At 43.9% G+C, this 18,416-nt stretch carries 16 protein-coding genes; 13 read left to right on the forward strand and 3 right to left on the reverse strand.

What is annotated here, in order from left to right:
• Positions 1-29 precede the first annotated feature (29 nt).
• The 4 genes from AACT19_RS03035 to luxQ all read left to right on the forward strand — a co-directional run bounded on the left by AACT19_RS03035 (position 30) and on the right by luxQ (position 4,974).
• Positions 30-686: a YceH family protein gene (locus AACT19_RS03035; RefSeq protein ID WP_076645144.1), complete on the forward strand. Its 657-nt coding sequence runs from the start codon at positions 30-32 to the stop codon at positions 684-686.
• Positions 687-1,001, forward strand: a complete 315-nt coding sequence (locus AACT19_RS03040; protein WP_017093084.1) for a GIY-YIG nuclease family protein — start codon at positions 687-689, stop codon at positions 999-1,001.
• Positions 1,002-1,309: 308 nt separating this feature from the next.
• The gene (locus AACT19_RS03045) at positions 1,310-2,404 is read left to right on the forward strand and encodes a substrate-binding domain-containing protein (RefSeq protein ID WP_076645146.1); all 1,095 of its coding nucleotides are present in this window, start codon (positions 1,310-1,312) and stop codon (positions 2,402-2,404) included.
• Positions 2,404-4,974, forward strand: a complete 2,571-nt coding sequence (gene luxQ / locus AACT19_RS03050; protein ID WP_076645148.1) for a quorum-sensing autoinducer 2 sensor kinase/phosphatase LuxQ — start codon at positions 2,404-2,406, stop codon at positions 4,972-4,974. Before AACT19_RS03045 ends, luxQ begins: the two co-directional genes overlap by 1 nt.
• 61 nt (positions 4,975-5,035) lie before the next feature.
• On the opposite strand, the gene AACT19_RS03055 is transcribed toward luxQ, so the two are convergent.
• Complete coding sequence (locus AACT19_RS03055; protein ID WP_076645150.1) at positions 5,036-5,695, reverse strand: PilZ domain-containing protein; 660 nt, start codon at positions 5,693-5,695, stop codon at positions 5,036-5,038.
• A gap of 194 nt (positions 5,696-5,889) precedes the next feature.
• Here AACT19_RS03055 and AACT19_RS03060 point away from each other — a divergent pair, with 194 nt between their 5' ends.
• Entirely contained in the window at positions 5,890-6,240 is a 351-nt protein-coding gene (locus tag AACT19_RS03060; RefSeq protein ID WP_076645152.1) for a HopJ type III effector protein, read from the forward strand.
• A gap of 134 nt (positions 6,241-6,374) precedes the next feature.
• On the opposite strand, the gene AACT19_RS03065 is transcribed toward AACT19_RS03060, so the two are convergent.
• The gene (locus AACT19_RS03065) at positions 6,375-6,683 is read right to left on the reverse strand and encodes a DUF1289 domain-containing protein (RefSeq protein ID WP_017079638.1); all 309 of its coding nucleotides are present in this window, start codon (positions 6,681-6,683) and stop codon (positions 6,375-6,377) included.
• Between the two features lie 159 nt (positions 6,684-6,842).
• Between AACT19_RS03065 and yegD the strand changes: the two genes are divergently transcribed.
• The 4 genes from yegD to AACT19_RS03085 all read left to right on the forward strand — a co-directional run bounded on the left by yegD (position 6,843) and on the right by AACT19_RS03085 (position 11,572).
• A complete protein-coding gene (gene yegD / locus AACT19_RS03070; protein ID WP_076645153.1) occupies positions 6,843-8,195 on the forward strand; it encodes a molecular chaperone in 1,353 nt (450 codons plus the stop codon).
• Positions 8,196-8,685: 490 nt separating this feature from the next.
• Positions 8,686-9,807 carry a porin gene (locus tag AACT19_RS03075; protein WP_076645155.1) on the forward strand — a complete coding sequence of 374 codons (1,122 nt, stop codon included), beginning with the start codon at positions 8,686-8,688 and terminating at the stop codon, positions 9,805-9,807.
• 349 nt (positions 9,808-10,156) lie between these two features.
• A complete protein-coding gene (locus tag AACT19_RS03080; protein WP_076645157.1) occupies positions 10,157-10,789 on the forward strand; it encodes a fumarylacetoacetate hydrolase family protein in 633 nt (210 codons plus the stop codon).
• A 150-nt stretch (positions 10,790-10,939) separates the two neighbouring features.
• Positions 10,940-11,572 carry a LysE family translocator gene (locus AACT19_RS03085; protein ID WP_076645159.1) on the forward strand — a complete coding sequence of 211 codons (633 nt, stop codon included), beginning with the start codon at positions 10,940-10,942 and terminating at the stop codon, positions 11,570-11,572.
• 106 nt (positions 11,573-11,678) lie between these two features.
• Here AACT19_RS03085 and AACT19_RS03090 read toward each other — a convergent pair whose 3' ends face one another.
• Positions 11,679-13,403, reverse strand: a complete 1,725-nt coding sequence (locus AACT19_RS03090; RefSeq protein ID WP_076645161.1) for a phospho-sugar mutase — start codon at positions 13,401-13,403, stop codon at positions 11,679-11,681.
• Positions 13,404-13,904: 501 nt separating this feature from the next.
• Between AACT19_RS03090 and coxB the strand changes: the two genes are divergently transcribed.
• From coxB to AACT19_RS03110, 4 genes are read left to right on the forward strand one after another with little or no spacing between them, the layout of a single operon-like run.
• Positions 13,905-15,143 (forward strand): cytochrome c oxidase subunit II, encoded by a 1,239-nt coding sequence (gene coxB / locus AACT19_RS03095; RefSeq protein WP_076645163.1) that lies wholly within the window; start codon positions 13,905-13,907, stop codon positions 15,141-15,143.
• The gene (gene ctaD / locus AACT19_RS03100; protein ID WP_017088645.1) at positions 15,140-16,801 is read left to right on the forward strand and encodes a cytochrome c oxidase subunit I; all 1,662 of its coding nucleotides are present in this window, start codon (positions 15,140-15,142) and stop codon (positions 16,799-16,801) included. The genes coxB and ctaD overlap by 4 nt, the downstream gene beginning before the upstream one ends.
• Positions 16,802-16,812: 11 nt before the next feature.
• The gene (locus AACT19_RS03105) at positions 16,813-17,487 is read left to right on the forward strand and encodes a cytochrome c oxidase assembly protein (protein WP_076645165.1); all 675 of its coding nucleotides are present in this window, start codon (positions 16,813-16,815) and stop codon (positions 17,485-17,487) included.
• A gap of 38 nt (positions 17,488-17,525) precedes the next feature.
• A complete protein-coding gene (locus AACT19_RS03110; protein ID WP_017079647.1) occupies positions 17,526-18,410 on the forward strand; it encodes a cytochrome c oxidase subunit 3 in 885 nt (294 codons plus the stop codon).
• The last annotated feature ends 6 nt before the right edge of the window (positions 18,411-18,416 follow it).

Consider the following 18,416-nt stretch of genomic DNA (forward strand, 5'->3'; position numbering starts at 1 on the left):
AATTATCAAAATAATAAAAAGGAAAAACGATGAACACAGTACTTTCCCCAATTGAAGCGAGAATTATCGGTTGCTTGATCGAGAAAGAAGTCACTACCCCGGATCATTACCCGTTAACGTTAAACAGCTTAACGACTGCATGTAACCAAAAGAGTAACCGTGAGCCCGTTCTCTCTCTGTCTGAGTCGGACGTTTTAGATGCGGTTGATGGTTTGATAGCTCGCCGCATGGTGAGTGATGAGAGCAGCTTCAATAGCCGTGTTAATAAGTATCAGCATCGTTTCTGTAATACTGAATTTGGGGATTTGCAATTTACAGAGCAAGAGCGCGCAATCATCTGCTGTATGCTGCTTCGCGGGGCGCAAACTCCTGGCGAACTGCGCACTCGTACTGGTCGTCTTGCTAATTTTAGTGATGTGAAAGAGCTTGAAGCGACACTCGATAAATTAGCCGTAAGAGAAGCGGGTGCTTTAGTCGTGAAGCTACCACGTGAAGCGGGTAAACGTGAATCACGCTACCAGCACTTATTGAGTGGTGAAGTGGATGTTGAAGCGTTTGCGACGGCATCGGTAAGTACGGCTGCACCCTCTGCGACAAGCGAAAAGTTTGAAGAGCTTGAATCAGAAGTCGCAAGCCTACGTGAAGAAGTGGCAGAGCTTAAGGCTCTGGTTGAATCACTGCTTTAGATGTCTGAGTCTGATAAAAATGCGGATTGGGTCGTGTACTTAATCCGCAATCGTCACAATGCCCTTTATTGTGGCGTGACGAATAATTTAGAACGTCGATTTGAACAACATCAAACGGGTAAAGGTGCCAAAGCTTTAAAAGGTAAAGGCCCACTTAAGCTAGTTTGGAGTTTTGGTGTTGGATCAAAAAGTGAGGCGTTGAAAACCGAATACGCGATCAAACAACTACCAAAATCTCGCAAAGAAAAATTGGTATCACTCAAACTAATTGTTGAGTGGCAACAAGACAGAATTCAATATATCGAAGTCTCATAATTCATAGCTAAAATGTTTGTTATTGATTAAATCTTAATAATGGAATGGACTATAATAAATCAATATAAACCTATGAATTTTAACGGTAATCACTCTTGCTGTGAATGGGCTGAAATCATCATTGAACTCGTTGTTCTTAATCTCCATTCCAAATTAACATATTGCTCATTTAGAATGTCGTTCTAATTAGTGTTAGACGCTATCATTTATCATCGTTGTCCTACATAATATCTTTCAGCCATACAAAGAGATGGTGTCATGCTAGGTTAAAAAATGAGCCAAAGTAGCTCATATAAAACGAGAAAAATATGAAACGTTTACTGATGTTGTTTGGACTTGCCGTATTTTCTGCGTCCGCTTTCTCCCATGGTACTCATGTCCTCAATGGGTACTGGGAATACCAAGATTATCTTTCCAAGTTTCCAGAGCAAAAAGCACTGACCGATAAAATGGTTGAAGCTGTACAAAATCACCCTGTGCCATTGAGACGATCTCAGAATGAGCCTATTACGATCTCAGTGGTGTATCCGGGTCAACAGATCTCCGACTACTGGGTTCGTAACATTCAAGCTTTTGAGAAACGCCTCGATAAGTTGAGAATTAACTATCAAATAAATCAGGTGTTTACCCGGGTTAATGCCGATCTCACGCAAACAAGCATTTCATTGCAAGAAGCGATAGAGAACAAAACGGATTACTTGATTTTTACATTAGACACGACGCGCCACCGCAAGTTTATTGAGCACGTGTTGAGCTCTACTGACACCAAACTCATTCTGCAAAACATCACAACACCAGTGCGTGCTTGGGCTGATAGACAGCCGTTCATGTATGTGGGATTTGATCATGCGACAGGCAGTTTAAAATTGGCAAATTACTTTAAAGAAGTGAGCAAACCAGACAGCAAATATTCTGTGTTATATCGCTCAGAGGGCTACATCAGTGATGCTCGTGGAGATACCTTTATCCATGATGTGAACACCGATACGAACTTTGATCTTAAGTCTTCGTTTTACACGAAATCAGATAAAGAGAGTGGTTACCAAGCGGCTAAAATCAGCATTGCGAACGATAAGGGCCTAGACTTTATCTATGCATGTGCAACCGATGTCGCTCTGGGCGCTGCGGAAGCCATTCGTGAATCTGGTCGAGATATCTTAGTTAATGGCTGGGGAGGCGGATCCGCTGAACTGGAAGCCATTGCAAAGGGCGATTTAGATGTCACAGTCATGCGTATGAATGACGATACCGGTATCGCTATGGCAGAGGCGATCAAGTGGGACCTAGCCGGATTGGAAGTTCCTACGGTTTACTCTGGTGAGTTTGAAGTTGTGGCCAAAGATGATTCACCAGAACGTATTTCAGAACTTAAGCAGCGAGCATTTAGGTACTCAGGTCAATAATGAAGAAAAGCTACGCCAGTACACCTAGGAACACTTTAGCTAAACTCATTACGCGTATCATTATTTTAGTGATAGGCGTGATGGCACTTGGCGTACTTATTCATAATTATGAAACCAGCAGTAATATCGTAAAGCAAGAGACGAATCGAACGGTCCAGCAAACCTCTAGCTTGATCCAAAATATGTTTGATTACCGTTTGTCGGTGCTGCAAATCCATCAAGACAGTAGCTCACACAGTGAAACACTCAGAGAGTATTTTGATACCCACAATGAAGAGGCTCTGAGTTATTTCTTTTTTGGTGTTGACCAAAGAGAACCGGATCATGCGCCGGATCTTCGCTTTGTTTCTACTCATGACGGTTTGGCCTGGGAAGATGGCAACGGTCAGTTTTATGGATTGGACTCGTCCAACTTAAAACATATCTCTGATGAGGTTTCATTTAGTAGTAACTGGCATTTCATTAAAGTGATAACCGATATTGGTAAGCGTCATTTGTTGGCTCGCCGAACCCCTATTGTGGATAACAAAACAGGGGAGGTTCTTGGCCAGCTCTATATCGCGATCGTACTTGATAACAATTTCTCTCTGGCTGAGTCTATTCAGAAGGGCAGCAACTGCGAAAATATTGTTATCGAAGCGCACGGTACACCGGTTACGTCGACATTCAGTGGCGATGAAAGTTACACAATAACGGACATCCTCAACTACAAAATGTACGAGCAACTGCCTCGTCATTTCGTCACCATCGCGACCATTAAGATCAATGCCGTTGAAACGCCCCTTACCATTCGAGCTGTCCAAAAGAACACTAACTTCATTGCCTTAGAAGAGAACTATGAGCGTGCGATCATTGTTGTGATTGTGGTGATCATATTGATGTCTTTCTTTGCGAGAGCTTGGATTCAAAGAAAGGTGGCGGCTGAACTCGATAAGTTGATGGACTTTACTCGCTCAGCAAGTGACGGCGAAGAGTACAACAAGTTCGATGGCTCCAACATTTTCGAGTTTCATCATATTGGTTGCACCCTTGAGGATACTTTTGAACGTTTATCTGAACAGAACCAAAAATTCCAAGATCTCTTTAACTTTGCTCATTCACCTATCTTGGTTTGGTCTGATAAAGGTGACTTAATTCAGATGAACCCCGCTGCTCGTATGGCGTTATTTGACGCCGATGATAACTACGGAGCAGTGGCTCAAGAGTTTGAGCATCGCATGCTACCGAATATTCATATGGTGGTTCAAGGTTCAAAGCTGACGGGCATTAACGTTCCCATTGGTGAAAAGGTGTTTCGCTGGAACATGTCTGCTATTCGTGTGGAACATGGCATTACCGGTGTCGTGGTACAAGGCCAAGACATTACTAAGCTCATTGAAGCCGAGAGGCAGGCTGATCGAGCAAGAGAAGAAGCTGAGCACCTTGCGAATGTGCGGGCAGATTTCCTCGCAAAGATGAGCCATGAGATTCGTACACCGCTTAACGGTATTCTTGGTGTTTCTCAGTTGCTAAAGCGCTCTATACACAGTGAAGATAACCGTGAACAGGTGGATGTACTTTGTAATAGTGCGGAACATTTGCTGGCGGTACTTAACGATATCTTGGACTTCTCAAAGATAGAGCAAGGGCAGTTCAATATTCAAAAGAAAGACTTCCGCTTAGGGGAACTGGTTAATACATTAGACAGTATCTATCGTCCGCTTTGTGGCGATAAATCGATCGCATTTACTATTGTGAATCACTTGGCTGATGACATTGAAATAAACACCGACCAAGTGCGCCTGAATCAGATCATGTTTAACTTGGTGAGTAACGCTCTTAAGTTCACTCACCAAGGCGGTATTTCCGTTAGTTTTGAGCTCGAGAGTATCTTTAACTCTGATCACGCCAGCTTAATCGTGCGAGTGAAAGATTCCGGAATTGGTATTGATGAAAGTAAAATTGATGCTGTTTTTGAACCCTTTGTTCAAGCCGAAGAAACCACGACTCGTGAATATGGTGGGACAGGGTTGGGCCTAACGATTGTAAAAAATCTGGTCGATATGCTGGAAGGGGATATTCAAGTCCGCAGTGAGATAAACCAAGGTTCGGAGTTCATTATAGAAATTCCAGTGGAAGTGCACACTAAGCCGCTATTGGACGTGAAGCAACAAGCCGATATCGAACCAGAGGCGTTGTTTAGTCGATCTTTGAACGTATTGCTGGTGGAAGACAATCACACCAACGCCTTTATTGCGCAGGCTTTCTGTAAAAAATATGGCATGGTAGTTACTTGGGCAAAAGATGGCTTAGAAGCGCTAGAAATGGCTAAGGCGACAACCTATGATCTTATTTTGATGGATAACCAACTTCCCAATCTTGGTGGCGTTGAAACTACTCAGCAACTTAGGGATGATATTGGCGTTACAGCCCCGATTTATGCGTGTACCGCGGATGCTCAAGCGTCGACAAGAGACAGCTTTATGGCAGCTGGGGCTAATTACGTGATTGTAAAACCCATTAAAGAAGAGTCGCTACACCAAGCATTTGTTCATTTTAAAAAATCACATTGGGATGTCACGAACCACTGATCTAAACCTTTGAAAGTGCGATAGAACAAGTGCTGTGAATAAACTTTACTTGAACACGCATTTATACAAAGCCGGCAACAAAGGCTTGCTCCAACAGCAGCGTTTTTAACTCGTCGCTCATATCTAGGTGTTCAGGGAACTGAATGCCTAATAGCCAACCCTGGCCTTGTCTTTTTTTGCTCACTACGTTGTAGACCTGTTCGCTATCTAAGTACTCACTTAAGACAGTGTTTACTTGTATCTTCCAACCGACATCGATATCGGATTGCTGGGTAATATAGACGCCACAGCCTGAGACTGAAAAATCGACCAGAGTGGCATCTAATGACAAAGTATCAAAGGTAACTTCACAGCTGAGTCGTACCTTATATCTTTCGTGTTCACGGATAGGCTTGGTCGCGAAGCTTGAAGGCGGACGAAGGAAAATAAGGTGTGCTGGCGAGGTGATATGAGCCAATACGTTGGTTTTAAACGCGACAATGTGTCCAAGTTCGGTGTCGGTGATGGCACGAACAATAATATCCACGTTGATGAGTTTTCTGAGCGTCAGTGCTTCTGTCGCTTTTTGTGGCAGCTCAAGGACAAGGTATTGTTCTTCTTTGTGTCCGATATAGAGTGTAGTGATCTGGATCGAGTCGTCTGGGCCAAATTCTAATACACCTGCTGTTTTTGTACCTGGTTTGAGGTATCTAAACAGTTCTAAGTTTTTATCTTTATGCATATTCGTTACTGAACAATGTTAATCGTCTGATAAAATAATATAACGTCCTGATAAAACTATGTCATTAGTTTCATTGAGGTAATTTGCAGTATTCGTTCAAAAAGTGAATCGCTGTCCCAAGTAAACAACGGCTTACTCTTGTCGTAAAACAAGATACACTGCTGACAGATATATACTTGATGGAGAAATAGTAAATGGAACTGGAAACCTTATTAAATACTCTGGCTGAAACCCCAGAAAGCGTGCAATTTGAAGATACAATGCAAGTGATCGAAGCTCTCTATGTTTTTGCGGAGAGTGAATTTCGCAATGGTGAAGTGGTGAATACCGCAGGGCAGAATAATGGTTCGTGTAAGATTTTTGCTTTTGGTTTAGAGCAAGGTTTATCTGCGGAGCAAACACTTGCTTGTTTTGGTCAATTTTATCGTAACGACGTGCTAGGTTTTCCAGAGAACACCGACCATCAAAATATTCGTAACTTCATGGTTCATGGTTGGAACGGTATACAGTTTTCTCAGCCTGCGCTGGTTGCAAAAACGAAGTAGACACTAACCAAATAAAGCTCAGTATTTTGAAGCGAGAAACAACCTCTCGCTTTTTTGTCTATGTTGAACCGGTACGTAACCTGCGGAATAGGTTTTAAACTACTTAACAGGTTCTAAACTACTGAACAGGTAACCTACTGAATAGGCAGTTCAGACAAGCATTTACGGCACAGACATACTCCAGCTTTTGGAATATCGCTAGTATCACGCTTTTCTAGTTCAAAACACCAACACGTCTCTTTACCCGCACTGATATCGCATTGAGCTGGCTCGTTACACTGCGGACATTGGTGAGTCGAACTAACACCAGTAAGATTATCCATAACCGAAGTTTGCTCTTCTTCAGATAAGCCTTTCCAGCCTATAATTTCATCCATTGTTCGAAAGCAGCCACTGCACATTCCGCCATTATTTTTACAAGCCGCTCGGCAAGGTGTTTTCATTTATCTAACCTGTGATTCATTTGGGCTGAAATGTAGCATATTTGTTTGCCTATTAAGAGCCGTTAGGCTAAGAAATCACTCAGTTAAATTTAGAAATGACCTCGTAATTTTTAGGCTTTTCATGTAGCATCTCGCCCCTTTTGTTGAGTGGGGGATATTATGTTTATTGGATTTGATTATGGAACAGCGAACTGTTCTGTCGCGGCAATGGTTGATGGAAAACCAAGCCTGTTACCGCTAGAAGGTAACAACCACTATATTCCCTCAACCGTGTTTGCGCCTACTCGTGAGAGTGTTTCCGAACATCTATTTCGCCATTTGAATATCAAACCGAGTGATGCGGTTGGTGAGCAAGTGTTACGACGTGCTATAGCTTTGAATCGAGAAGAGAGTATCGATTTGGTGCCAGAAGATATGGCGTTTGGTCAGGCGGCGTTGGACCTTTACTTAGAAGACCCTCGCGATGTTTATTACGTAAAATCCCCTAAGTCTTTTCTTGGCGCAAGCGGGTTGCATGATGTTCAGGTGAGTTTCTTCGAAGATTTAGTGTGCGCCATGATGGCAAATATTAAGCACCAAGCAGAACTCACGACTCAAGAGCAGATCAAACAAGCTGTTATCGGTCGACCAATTAACTTCCATGGTCGAGGTGGTGAAGAAGCAAACCGACAAGCTGAAGACATACTCTCACGCGCAGCTAAGCGTGCAGGCTTCCTTGATATCGCTTTTCAATTTGAACCAGTAGCCGCAGGCCTTGATTACGAAAGTACCCTGACTGAAAACCAAACGGTATTGGTTGTGGATATTGGTGGTGGTACCACCGATTGCTCATTGCTAGAAATGGGGCCAACTTGGTCGGGTAAAGCGGACCGAACCCAGAGCTTGTTAGCTCACAGCGGGCAAAGGGTAGGGGGTAATGACCTTGATATCTACCTTGCCTTCAAGCAGCTGATGTCACCTTTCGGTATGGGCAGCAAAGGCATTTCGGGTATCGATATGCCGCTGACTCAATTCTGGAATCCAATTGCAATCAATAATGTCGAAGCTCAAAAGAACTTTTATTCTCGCGAAAACCTAGCGGCCTTGAAGTTACTTCGTAAAGAAGCTTCAGACCCTCAAAAGCTAGAGCGTTTGATGAGGGTTTATCATGACACTCTAGGCTATAGCATTGTACGTAGAGCGGAAGAAGCCAAGATTGCACTAGCAGAATCTTCTCAATATCGAGCCGCGATTAATGTTGCTTCTGAATTGGTCGAAGTGGACATTTCCGTTGAGCAGATGGTTGAAGCTATTGAATCGCCAAAGTCTAAGATGATTGAGTTGGTTAAAGATGCCATGCAACAAGGCCAGAAAAAGCCAGACGTAATTTACATGACGGGTGGTTCAGCTCGTTCACCTATACTTCGTGAAGCCGTACAACAAGCAGTGCCAAACGTACCTATCGTGAGTGGTAATTACTTCGGTTCAGTAACCTCAGGTTTAGCTCGTTGGGCTGAGGTTTGCTTCAAATAAGAGTCCAATGATGTGTTATGAAGGGCAACCAGTCGCTGATTGGTTGCCCTTTTTTTTGTTTTCTCGAGTGAAATTTCAATTGAACGATTTTTTCTAGCTTAAATCGAGAATTGTTTCACAAAGCTAAATATTTCAACCTACTTCATCATGTTACAAAATGTTTCAATTTCGAGAGTGTACCTCTCGATGGTCTGATGAGTGATTTTTCAATTTGATTTTTAATGCTTGTTTGTTGACTATAAAATCAAAAATAGTCGAAGCTTTTGTCTCAAAATATAAAAAAGATCACCAGTGAGTTCCTGTTTATCTTGTTGTTTTAAAGTGATTTTTTGTTTTTTATAGTGCGTTTTTTTTAATTTTATATATTTTAATGCAACTTTCTTGTCATTCGTACATTAGGGTTTGCCTACTTGTTAAATACAGGTAACAACTTCTCCGTAAGCACGAGGTTGTTAGTGAATAACTCACCCAGTTACAAATGGATATGACAATGAATAAGAAACTTTTAGCGCTAGCAATTTCTGGTGCAGTATTTGGTACACAGGCAGTTGCAGTAGAACTTTACAACGAAGACGGTACAACATTCTCTGTTGGCGGGCACGTTTCAGTAAACCTAAATGGTTCTGAGAACGGCGATACAGATGTAGGTGCTAACTCACCACGTATCAACTTTAACGCTACTCAAGAACTGAGTAACGGCTTTACTGCTGACGCTAAAGGCGAATGGGCGCTTAACTACCTTGAAGGTGGTGAAGAGACGTTTACAACTCGTCTAGGTTACGTCGGTCTTACTCACGATGACTTCGGTCGCGCAGTAGTAGGTACTCAATGGGCTCCTTACTACGACGTAGCTGGTGTTGCTGATATGCCAATCGCATTCGCGAACGAATTTATCTACGACAACCATGGTGCGTTCGGTACTGGTCGTGCAGACAAAATGGTTTCTTACCGTAACGGTTTTGATCTAGGTGAAGCGGGTAAAGTTACTATCGGTCTAGGTTGGCAGGGTACTCAAACTGCATCTGACATCTACACTGCAACTATTAGCGATGATTCTGGTTTGACGGATGCGTCTCAAACAATTGGTATCAATACTGAAGTTAAAGACCGCACACAAGTTACACTTGGTTACGAGATCATGGGTGCTAAACTTGGTTACGGTTACAACACTGGTGACATCAAGATTTCTGGCGACACTGAAACAGCATCATCTCACGTATTCTCTGCAGCATACGGTTCATACGGCACAGGTCTTTACCTTGCGGGTGTTTACGCTTCTAACGAGTACATGAACTCTACTTCAAGTACTGGTGCATTTAACGGTGTAGATGCGACGCTAACTGGCCTTCTTGCTGAAAGTGATGCATACGAGCTATTGGCTGCATACGCACTAGACAACAGCCTAAACTTCATCATTAACTATGAGATGGTTGAAGGTCGTGTAGCTACAGGCGAGTCAAAAGAAACAGCTCGTGAAGAGCTAGCTCTTCAAACTGAGTACAACTTCACTCCTAAGTTCGTTGGTTACGCTGGTTACCAATTCGACCTAAACGACGATAACGGTCGTAATACTGATGATAAGTGGACTATTGGTGGTCGTTACTACCTATAAGTCGCAGACTTATTTAGCATAGTGTTTACTCCTTAAGTTTACTTTTTAGGATACTGTCCTAGACACCATGCTAAGCCCTCTCAAGCCTTTTGGTTTGAGAGGGCTTCTTTCGTTTTAATGCTCTTCAAATTTAACTGCCTACTTTAGTTTCATTTTCTCTAATTTATGTAAGCCGATGACTCGATTTCTGGTGGGTAGGTCGAGATATACACCGATATTTACCTAAAAGTATTCAAATCAATGAATTGAGCTCAAGATCAGAATTTAGAGATCGGTAATCATCTTGTCGAAGACTCTCATTTTATGATGCGCTAAACTCTGCTCTCTAAAAATAGTTCAGGGATAAACTATGAGCAGCGTTGTAGATCAGAAACAATTGATGAATTCGAAACGAACAGCAACCCCAACAAAAGTACTGTGTGTTGGGCGTAATTATGTCGATCACATTGAAGAACTTAACAATGCGATCCCTGACTCTATGGTGGTTTTCAATAAGCCGAGCACCAGCGTTACTTCCTCTCTGTCTTCTTTTCATCAAGAAGCGCTGCACTACGAAGCAGAAATCTGTTTTATTGTTGAAAACGGTGAATACTCTGCTGTGGGATTCGGCTTAGACCTTACCAAGCGTGAGTTGCAAAGCAGTTTAAAAGCCAAAGGTTTACCTTGGGAGCGTGCCAAAGCCTTTGATGGTTCCGCTGTCTTTAGTCGCTTTATTCCCGTTGATAATTTTGATCTCTCTGACTTAAACCTAGAATTATTTATTAACTGTGTCCGCGTTCAAAAGGGTCACGTTGAGCAGATGCTGTATTCTCCACAAACTATCCTAGAAGAGCTCTCTTCTTACACGACTGTGCTTGATGGCGATGTTGTAATGACAGGTACCCCAAAAGGTGTTGGTGAAGTGCATCGAGGTGATATTTTCCTTGGTCGCCTAAAGTGTGGCGAAACCACATTAATTGAGATCGAGTGGGTAGCAAGTTAAGTAGTCTTTTCAATTTGGTTAATAAATTTGCTTTATTGTTCATTGATGGTATTTAATTCGAATATTTTACTATCTTACAACTAATTGCATCTGGAAGGGTGTTAGTAATTGATATAAAATCCGCCTCCGTTTTTATCAATACTGAAACCCATGATCGACTTAGCCATCCTACCTGTTTACCTGACTGCCGTTGTTGCACTTCTCCTTTTGCCTGGCCCTGATATGTTACTCATCGCGAGCTCAAGTATGAGCTATGGTCGCAAGGTTGGTGTGTTTGCAAGTTTGGGTAACGCGACTTCTGGAATTATCCTGACAGTATTGGCAGCAATGGGTGTTTCAGCATTGATTGCGATGAGTCCAGTGGCTTTAAAAGCCCTTCATCTGTTAGGCGGCACCTACTTATTAAAAATGGGGTGGGATTGTCTTCGAACAGAGCAGGGCAATGCGCCTGAGTTAAGCGACGACTTTGCTGCAAAAGCCTACTATCAACGAGCATTGATTAGTAACCTGCTTAACCCTAAAGCGTTGGTTTTCTTTGTGATGTTCTTACCACAGTTTGTGTCGACGAATATTGAAGCGACTTCTGGTGAGCAAATGCTCGTTCTGGGTTTATTGTTGAATGTTCTCGGCTTAACGTTCAACTTTTTGCTGGTGGCTTTAGTGGGTACGATTGGTAAGTCTCTCGTAGAGAATGCTAAGTTTCGTACCTATCAACAGAAAGTCATGGGCGGAGTCTTCATCGTGTTGGCTATCTGGATGTTGTCCTCTTTCTTTACTTCGTAGACGAATCAAACCAGACATCTTCTAGCGGTTAGTCGCTGAGACAAAAATGGACGCTTCGAGCGTCCATTTTTTATATCTAACCGTTACATGCTGAACATGTTAACTGCTATGAGTTCAACTCTTGTTGATGCTGTTCAATCAGTTTATTCATGTCTTCTTCACCGCGTAGGCGAGTGTCTTCGTAGGTTTCTGTCCCTTCGAACTTTGTCACAGTCTCATAATAGACTTTTACTTTTGGTTCTGTGCCTGAAGGTCGAACGATAATGCGTGTGCCATCTTCTAGGTGATAGATGAGAACATCACTTGAAGGCAGGTTAATCGCTTCAGTATTGCCACCAATGACGAAGCGTAAAGAAGACTGCAGATCTTCAATCACAGAGATAGCAACACCGTTTATTGCTTTAGGTTGTGCCGCTCTGAGTTTAGAACCAATCGATGGTGAATCTGGGTCAAGAGCAATGCTTCGCTGCGCGTTGGTATGAACACCATGTTCAAATGAAATTTGAGCGAGAAGATCCCAAACCGTTCGGCCTTGAGATTTCAACTCTTCAACCAATTGAGCAAACACGACGATAGCAGACAGCCCATCTTTATCTCGTACTTGGGTACCAATTGTGTAGCCTAACGCTTCTTCATAGGCGAACAAGAACTCATTCTGCTCATCCTCCAACTGCATCCCAATATTCGCCAACCATTTAAAGCCTGTCAGCGTTTGGAAATAAGTCGCACCATGGGACTGAGCCACTTTTTCAAGCAGAGTTGAAGATACGATACTGTTACCAACTAACTGGTTTTTGGTATGCGGCTTTGAGAGTAAATAATGAGCAAATAGCACGCCGACTTGATCGCCCGTTAGCATTTTATAGGTAGCATCATCAGTTCTAGCTGTATTGTCAGTTCTAACCGCAACGGCAAATCGGTCTGCATCTGGATCATTGGCGCAAGCAATGTCGGCATCAACACTTTTTGCTAAGTTAACCACGAGATCCATTGCCCCTTTTTCTTCAGGATTCGGGAAGTTCACGGTTGGGAAGTTGCCATCAGGCTCTCTTTGTTCGGCCACACTGAAGACTTTGTGGAATCCAGCATCGTGAAGAAGATCTTCCGCCATTTTTGCACCCACCCCATGCATTGCCGTGTAGGTGATGGTGGTATTCGCCGATTCAAGAGCGTTATTCACGTACGGACTTTGATTAATAGCAGCACGGTACGTTTGATAATAACCCTCAGTTAACCACACCAGTTTACCTTGCGTTTCGGCATCACTTAGGCTCATTAAAGGGATCGGCTTGGTCGATGCGATATCGATTTCAGCGGCAATGCCCGCATCGTGAGGGGGAATGATTTGAGCGCCATTCTCCCAGTATACTTTGAACCCATTGTATTCCGGCGGGTTGTGGCTCGCCGTAACAACAACAGCGGCAGCCGCATTGAAATGCTCAATACCAAAAGCAACGATAGGTGTTGCAGCGACATCGGAGGTTAGGTACACCTTAATGCCCAAAGCGGTGAGCACAGAAGCCGTATCAATTGCGAATTGCTTTGAATCTAAACGCCCGTCATAACCCACAACGACGCCACGAATCGAGGCATTGGCGACATGTTCAATCAAGTAATGGCCAAGGCCTGTTGCCGTTTCTTGTATCACCAAGCGATTCATTCTATTTGGACCGCATCCTACTTTGCCTCTTAACCCTGCGGTTCCGAATTCTAATCGTTGAGTAAAGCGGTCTTCTAGTTCGTCGTGCATTCCCTCATCAATGAGGTGTTGAAGCTCTTCACGAGTTCTTGGATCTGGGTCTCTCGCTAACCAGTTCATTGCATCTTGCATAATCACTAAACCTTTTAATGTCGGTATGACTTACTGTTGATTTAATTTAAGTGATATTGATTATCATTTCCATGAAAGCAATCGTAAAACTCAATATAAAATAATTTATAACGGCGAGGGCGCGTGGATTAAGCCACTCTCAATAATTGACTGTTTAATAAGTAAACTTACCTTGAACAATTGGATATTACTAACTAGCCTTTTACATAAATATAACAAAATTTAACAAATTCGCCGTTTTTGAGTCTTTCATGGAAACTTCCAACGCTTATAAGCCGTATTAGCTCTTAGGTTGAGATGAGGTCAGCAGCCCGTTTACAGGCTAGTTGCTGTGAGTTGTAGATTGAGATTCAGCCTTTCATGTGCATTTGGAATAACAATGAATGTTGTTCAGCTCGCAATGACATATAGCTCGTAATGAAATACAGCTCGTAGTGAAATACAGCTCGCAACGACATTTAGGTCGCAAGTATCCAATTAGGAAGGATAAGGAGAGATCTTTTGAAAAGATTACTGGTTAGGCTAGGGTGGCTTTTGAAAAGTTTTGTTGTGGTTTTGGTATCGCCTTTGGTGCATGCCAGCACTGAATACAACATGACTCAAGGTGTCACTGAGATCAGCGGTAAGGTATACGAACTTCATATGCTGATCTTCTACATCTGCTGTGCGATTGCTTTTGTTGTTTTTGGTGTGATGTTTTATTCAATTCTGAGACATCGAAAGTCGAAGGGGGCGGTTGCTACTCATTTTCACGAAAGTACGAAAGTCGAAATCCTTTGGACCATCATTCCTATTATTATCCTCATCGCTATGGCCATACCCGCGACCAAGACCTTAATTGCGATGGAAGACACCTCTCAATCAGAACTCACAATCAAAATTACAGGCTCGCAATGGAAGTGGCACTACAGCTACTTTGGCGAAGATGTTGAGTTTTTCAGTCTTTTAGCGACCAGTGATAAAGAGATTGAAGGCATTGAAGTGAAAGGCGCGCATTACCTGTTGGAGGTTGATAAGCCGCTTGTACTGCCTATCAATCGTAAAGTCCGCTTTTTGATGACTTCCGATGATGTTATTCATTCATGGTGGGTGCCAGCATTTGCCGTTAAGAAAGATACCATTCCGGGTTTTATCAATGAAGCTTGGACAAAGATAGATGAGCCCGGTGTTTATCGAGGCCAGTGTGCTGAGTTATGTGGTCGTGCTCATGGCTTCATGCCGATAGTGGTACAGGCTATGGAGGAAAACGAGTTTGATGCATGGTTAGCGGACCAGAAAGAATTGGCGATAACCGCACAACAAGCCGCGCAAGATGCATTAGATGCGTCACTTTCTTTGGCAGAGCTCAATACTATTGGCGAAGAGGTATATAAAACTCGTTGTGCAGTTTGTCACCAAGTGAATGGCGAAGGTATTCCCGGAGCATTTCCTGCCATCAAAGGAAGCCCTATTGCGCTTGGCGATGTGGGTGTTCATATCGACACCATTGTTTATGGTCGTGGCGGAACGGCGATGCAGGCGTTTGATAATCAGTTAACCGAGAAAGAGATCGCAGCGGTAGTGACCTACCAACGAAACGCTTGGGGTAATGATACGGGCGATATTGTTCAGGCTTCAGATGTAAACGCTTATAAAGCCAAGCAAGAAGGCGGAGGCCAAGCAGCTGACGAACAAGGTTCAACGGACGAAACGCAAGGTTCAACGGAACAAGCACAAAACGATGCTAAGGAGCAGTTATGAGTTCACCAATCAATAAGCCGGTGAAATCGGCTCCTGCAGAAGACCAAGTTCTGAGCCATTCTGCGGAAGGTACGCTGGGCAATGATGATTTGCCTGTTGACGATCACGACTCACATGCGGCACCTAAAGGCTGGGCTCGTTGGCTTTACTCAACCAATCATAAAGACATCGGTACACTTTATCTGTGGTTCAGCTTTGCGATGTTCTTAACGGGTGGTGCCATGGCAATGGTGATCCGTGCTGAGCTATTCCAACCCGGGTTACAACTTGTTGAGCCAGATTTCTTCAATCAGATGACTACAGTCCATGGTTTAATCATGGTATTCGGTGCCGTGATGCCAGCATTTACGGGCTTGGCTAACTGGATGATCCCGATGATGATCGGAGCTCCAGATATGGCGTTGCCGAGAATGAACAACCTCAGTTTCTGGATCTTGCCTTTTGCGTTTCTAATCTTGATCGGATCTTTGTTTACTGAGGGAGGTGGGCCGAGTTTTGGTTGGACATTTTATGCGCCACTCTCGACAACTTATGGCCCAGACAGTACGGCATTGTTTGTGTTCTCAGTTCATATTATGGGGATCAGTTCGATCATGGGGGCGATTAACGTCATCGTAACCATAGTGAACATGCGCGCACCGGGTATGACTTGGTTCAAGCTACCGATGTTCGTATGGACATGGTTAATTACCGCTTTCTTACTGATAGCCGTGATGCCCGTGCTCGCGGGTGCGGTGACTATGGTGCTGACCGACAAATACTTTGGGACGAGCTTCTTTGATGCCGCAGGTGGTGGGGACCCGGTGATGTTCCAGCACATATTCTGGTTCTTTGGGCACCCCGAAGTGTACATCATGATCTTGCCGTCTTTTGGTATTGTCTCGGCGATCATCCCAGCATTCAGTGGTAAGCGTCTGTTTGGTTATCACTCTATGGTTTATGCGACCTGTAGTATCGCATTGCTGTCATTCTTGGTTTGGGCGCACCACATGTTCACCACGGGTATGCCAGTATTTGCAGAATTGTTCTTCATGTATTGCACCATGTTGATCGCTGTGCCGACTGGTGTGAAAGTCTTCAACTGGGTCGCGACCATGTGGCGAGGGGCTTTGACTTTTGAAACTCCAATGCTGTTTGCGATTGCCTTCATTGTTCTGTTTACGATTGGTGGGTTATCCGGATTGATGCTCGCTATCGTGCCAGCTGATTTCCAATACCACGATACCTACTTTGTTGTGGCTCATTTCCACTATGTTCTGGTGACAGGTGCTGTGTTCTCAATTATGGCCGCCGCCTATTACTGGCTGCCGAAATGGACTGGGCATATGTACGACCACAAGCTCAGTCTGTGGCATTTCTGGACGTCGGTAATTTCAGTCAATGTACTGTTCTTCCCGATGCACTTTTTAGGGTTAGCGGGTATGCCGCGTCGTATTCCAGATTACGCGATTCAGTTTGCTGATGTTAACCAAGTGGTATCGATTGGTGGTTTTGCCTTTGGGTTGTCTCAGCTGATTTTCTTATGGCTGGCTATTAAGTGCGTAAGAGGGGGAGAGCCTGCTCCAAGCAAGCCTTGGGATAGAGCTGAAGGTCTTGAATGGACAGTACCAAGCCCTGCGCCTCACCACACCTTTACTCATCCACCTAAAGTGGATTAGAGGGCAGACCCATGAGTGATAAGCAAAGCGACCCCAATCAAGATAAAAAACAACTAAAGCGCCTGTCCAATAAGCGATCGACTAAAAAGCTGACGGGCTACTTGGTGTTGAGTGTAGTTGCGATGTTTGGCTTCGGTTTCGCTTTGGTGCCGCTCTACGATGTGATGTGTGAGGCTTTAGGGATCAATGGCAAAACTAATACCGTTTCAGCGGTGCAACCTCAGGGAATGCAGCCCGACTATTCTCGTACGGTTCGCGTTGAATTCATGTCCCACATCAAGCCAGATATGCCATGGCAGTTTTCGCCTGAGGTTCGAGTGTTAGAGGTTCATCCTGGAGAAGTGGTTCAAACTAACTACATAGCTAAAAACCTATCCGGAGCCTCATTAGTTGGCCAAGCAGTACCGTCGGTTTCTCCAGGTATGGGGGCAACTTACTTCAATAAAATGGAATGCTTTTGCTTTAATCAGCAGCCATTGGACGGGCACAAGAGCGCAGAAATGGGTTTGATATTTTACATTGAGCCAGATATTCCAGAATCGATACATACGCTTACGCTCTCTTATACGCTGTTTAACATCACGAGTCAGGTGAATGTAGAGGCAAGTAAGCCTGAAGTGAGCACATCAACATTGAACACACTACAATCTGGCTCACCAAAAGCGAGCACACTCGCAAGTAACTAGGGATTTACAGAACCAGTATCAACATAAGGAGTTGAGCGATGAGTTCTAAAAAGGAAGTTTATTTCGTTCCACATCAAAGCCACTGGCCATTGGTGGGTGCCGTCGCACTATTTTTGGTCGCGGTTGGCGCTGGCTTGACGGTGCAAAATATGGGTACAGACGCCGCTGGTGGTGTATTTGGCAAAGCGGTGTTGTTAGTCGGATTTTGTGTGTTGCTTTACATGCTCGCAGGATGGTTTAGTAATGTGATCACGGAATCATTAAGTGGTCTCTATTCTGAGCAGATTTCTCGTTCTTTTAGACAAGGAATGAGCTGGTTCATCTTCTCTGAGATCATGTTCTTTGGCGCTTTCTTTGGCGCGCTTTTCTATGCTCGAATGATTTCTGTCCCTTGGATTGGTGGGGCGGGCAACAATGCTATGACCCATGAAGTGTTGTGGCCGATGTTTCAATCAATGTGGCCGTTAACGACGACACCTGATGGCGTGACGACAGAAGCGATGTCTTGGCAAGGTATCCCGCTTAAGAACACCATTATTCTGCTGCTTTCTTCTGTGACTCTGCACATGGCACATATCAGTCTTGAACAAAATAAGCGCATGGCTTTGATCGTCTGGTTGGAGATAACCATCGTTCTGGCTGGCTTCTTCCTGTTCTTCCAGGTTGAAGAGTATCTTCACGCTTATCAAGAGATGGGGCTGACACTTCAGTCTGGCATCTACGGCAACACCTTCTTCTTGTTGACTGGGTTCCATGGTTTGCATGTCTGTTTAGGAACGATTTTTTTGATTGTGTTACTGGCGAGAGTTGCGAAAGACCACTTCACTCCGAAAGACCACTTTGCGTTCCAAGCGGGCAGTTGGTATTGGCACTTTGTTGATGTGGTTTGGTTAGGGCTGTTTGTGTTTGTTTATGTGCTTTAGCGGTTG

Source organism: Vibrio sp. 10N.222.47.A9 (assembly GCF_963872585.1).
Lineage (GTDB): Bacteria > Pseudomonadota > Gammaproteobacteria > Enterobacterales > Vibrionaceae > Vibrio > Vibrio splendidus.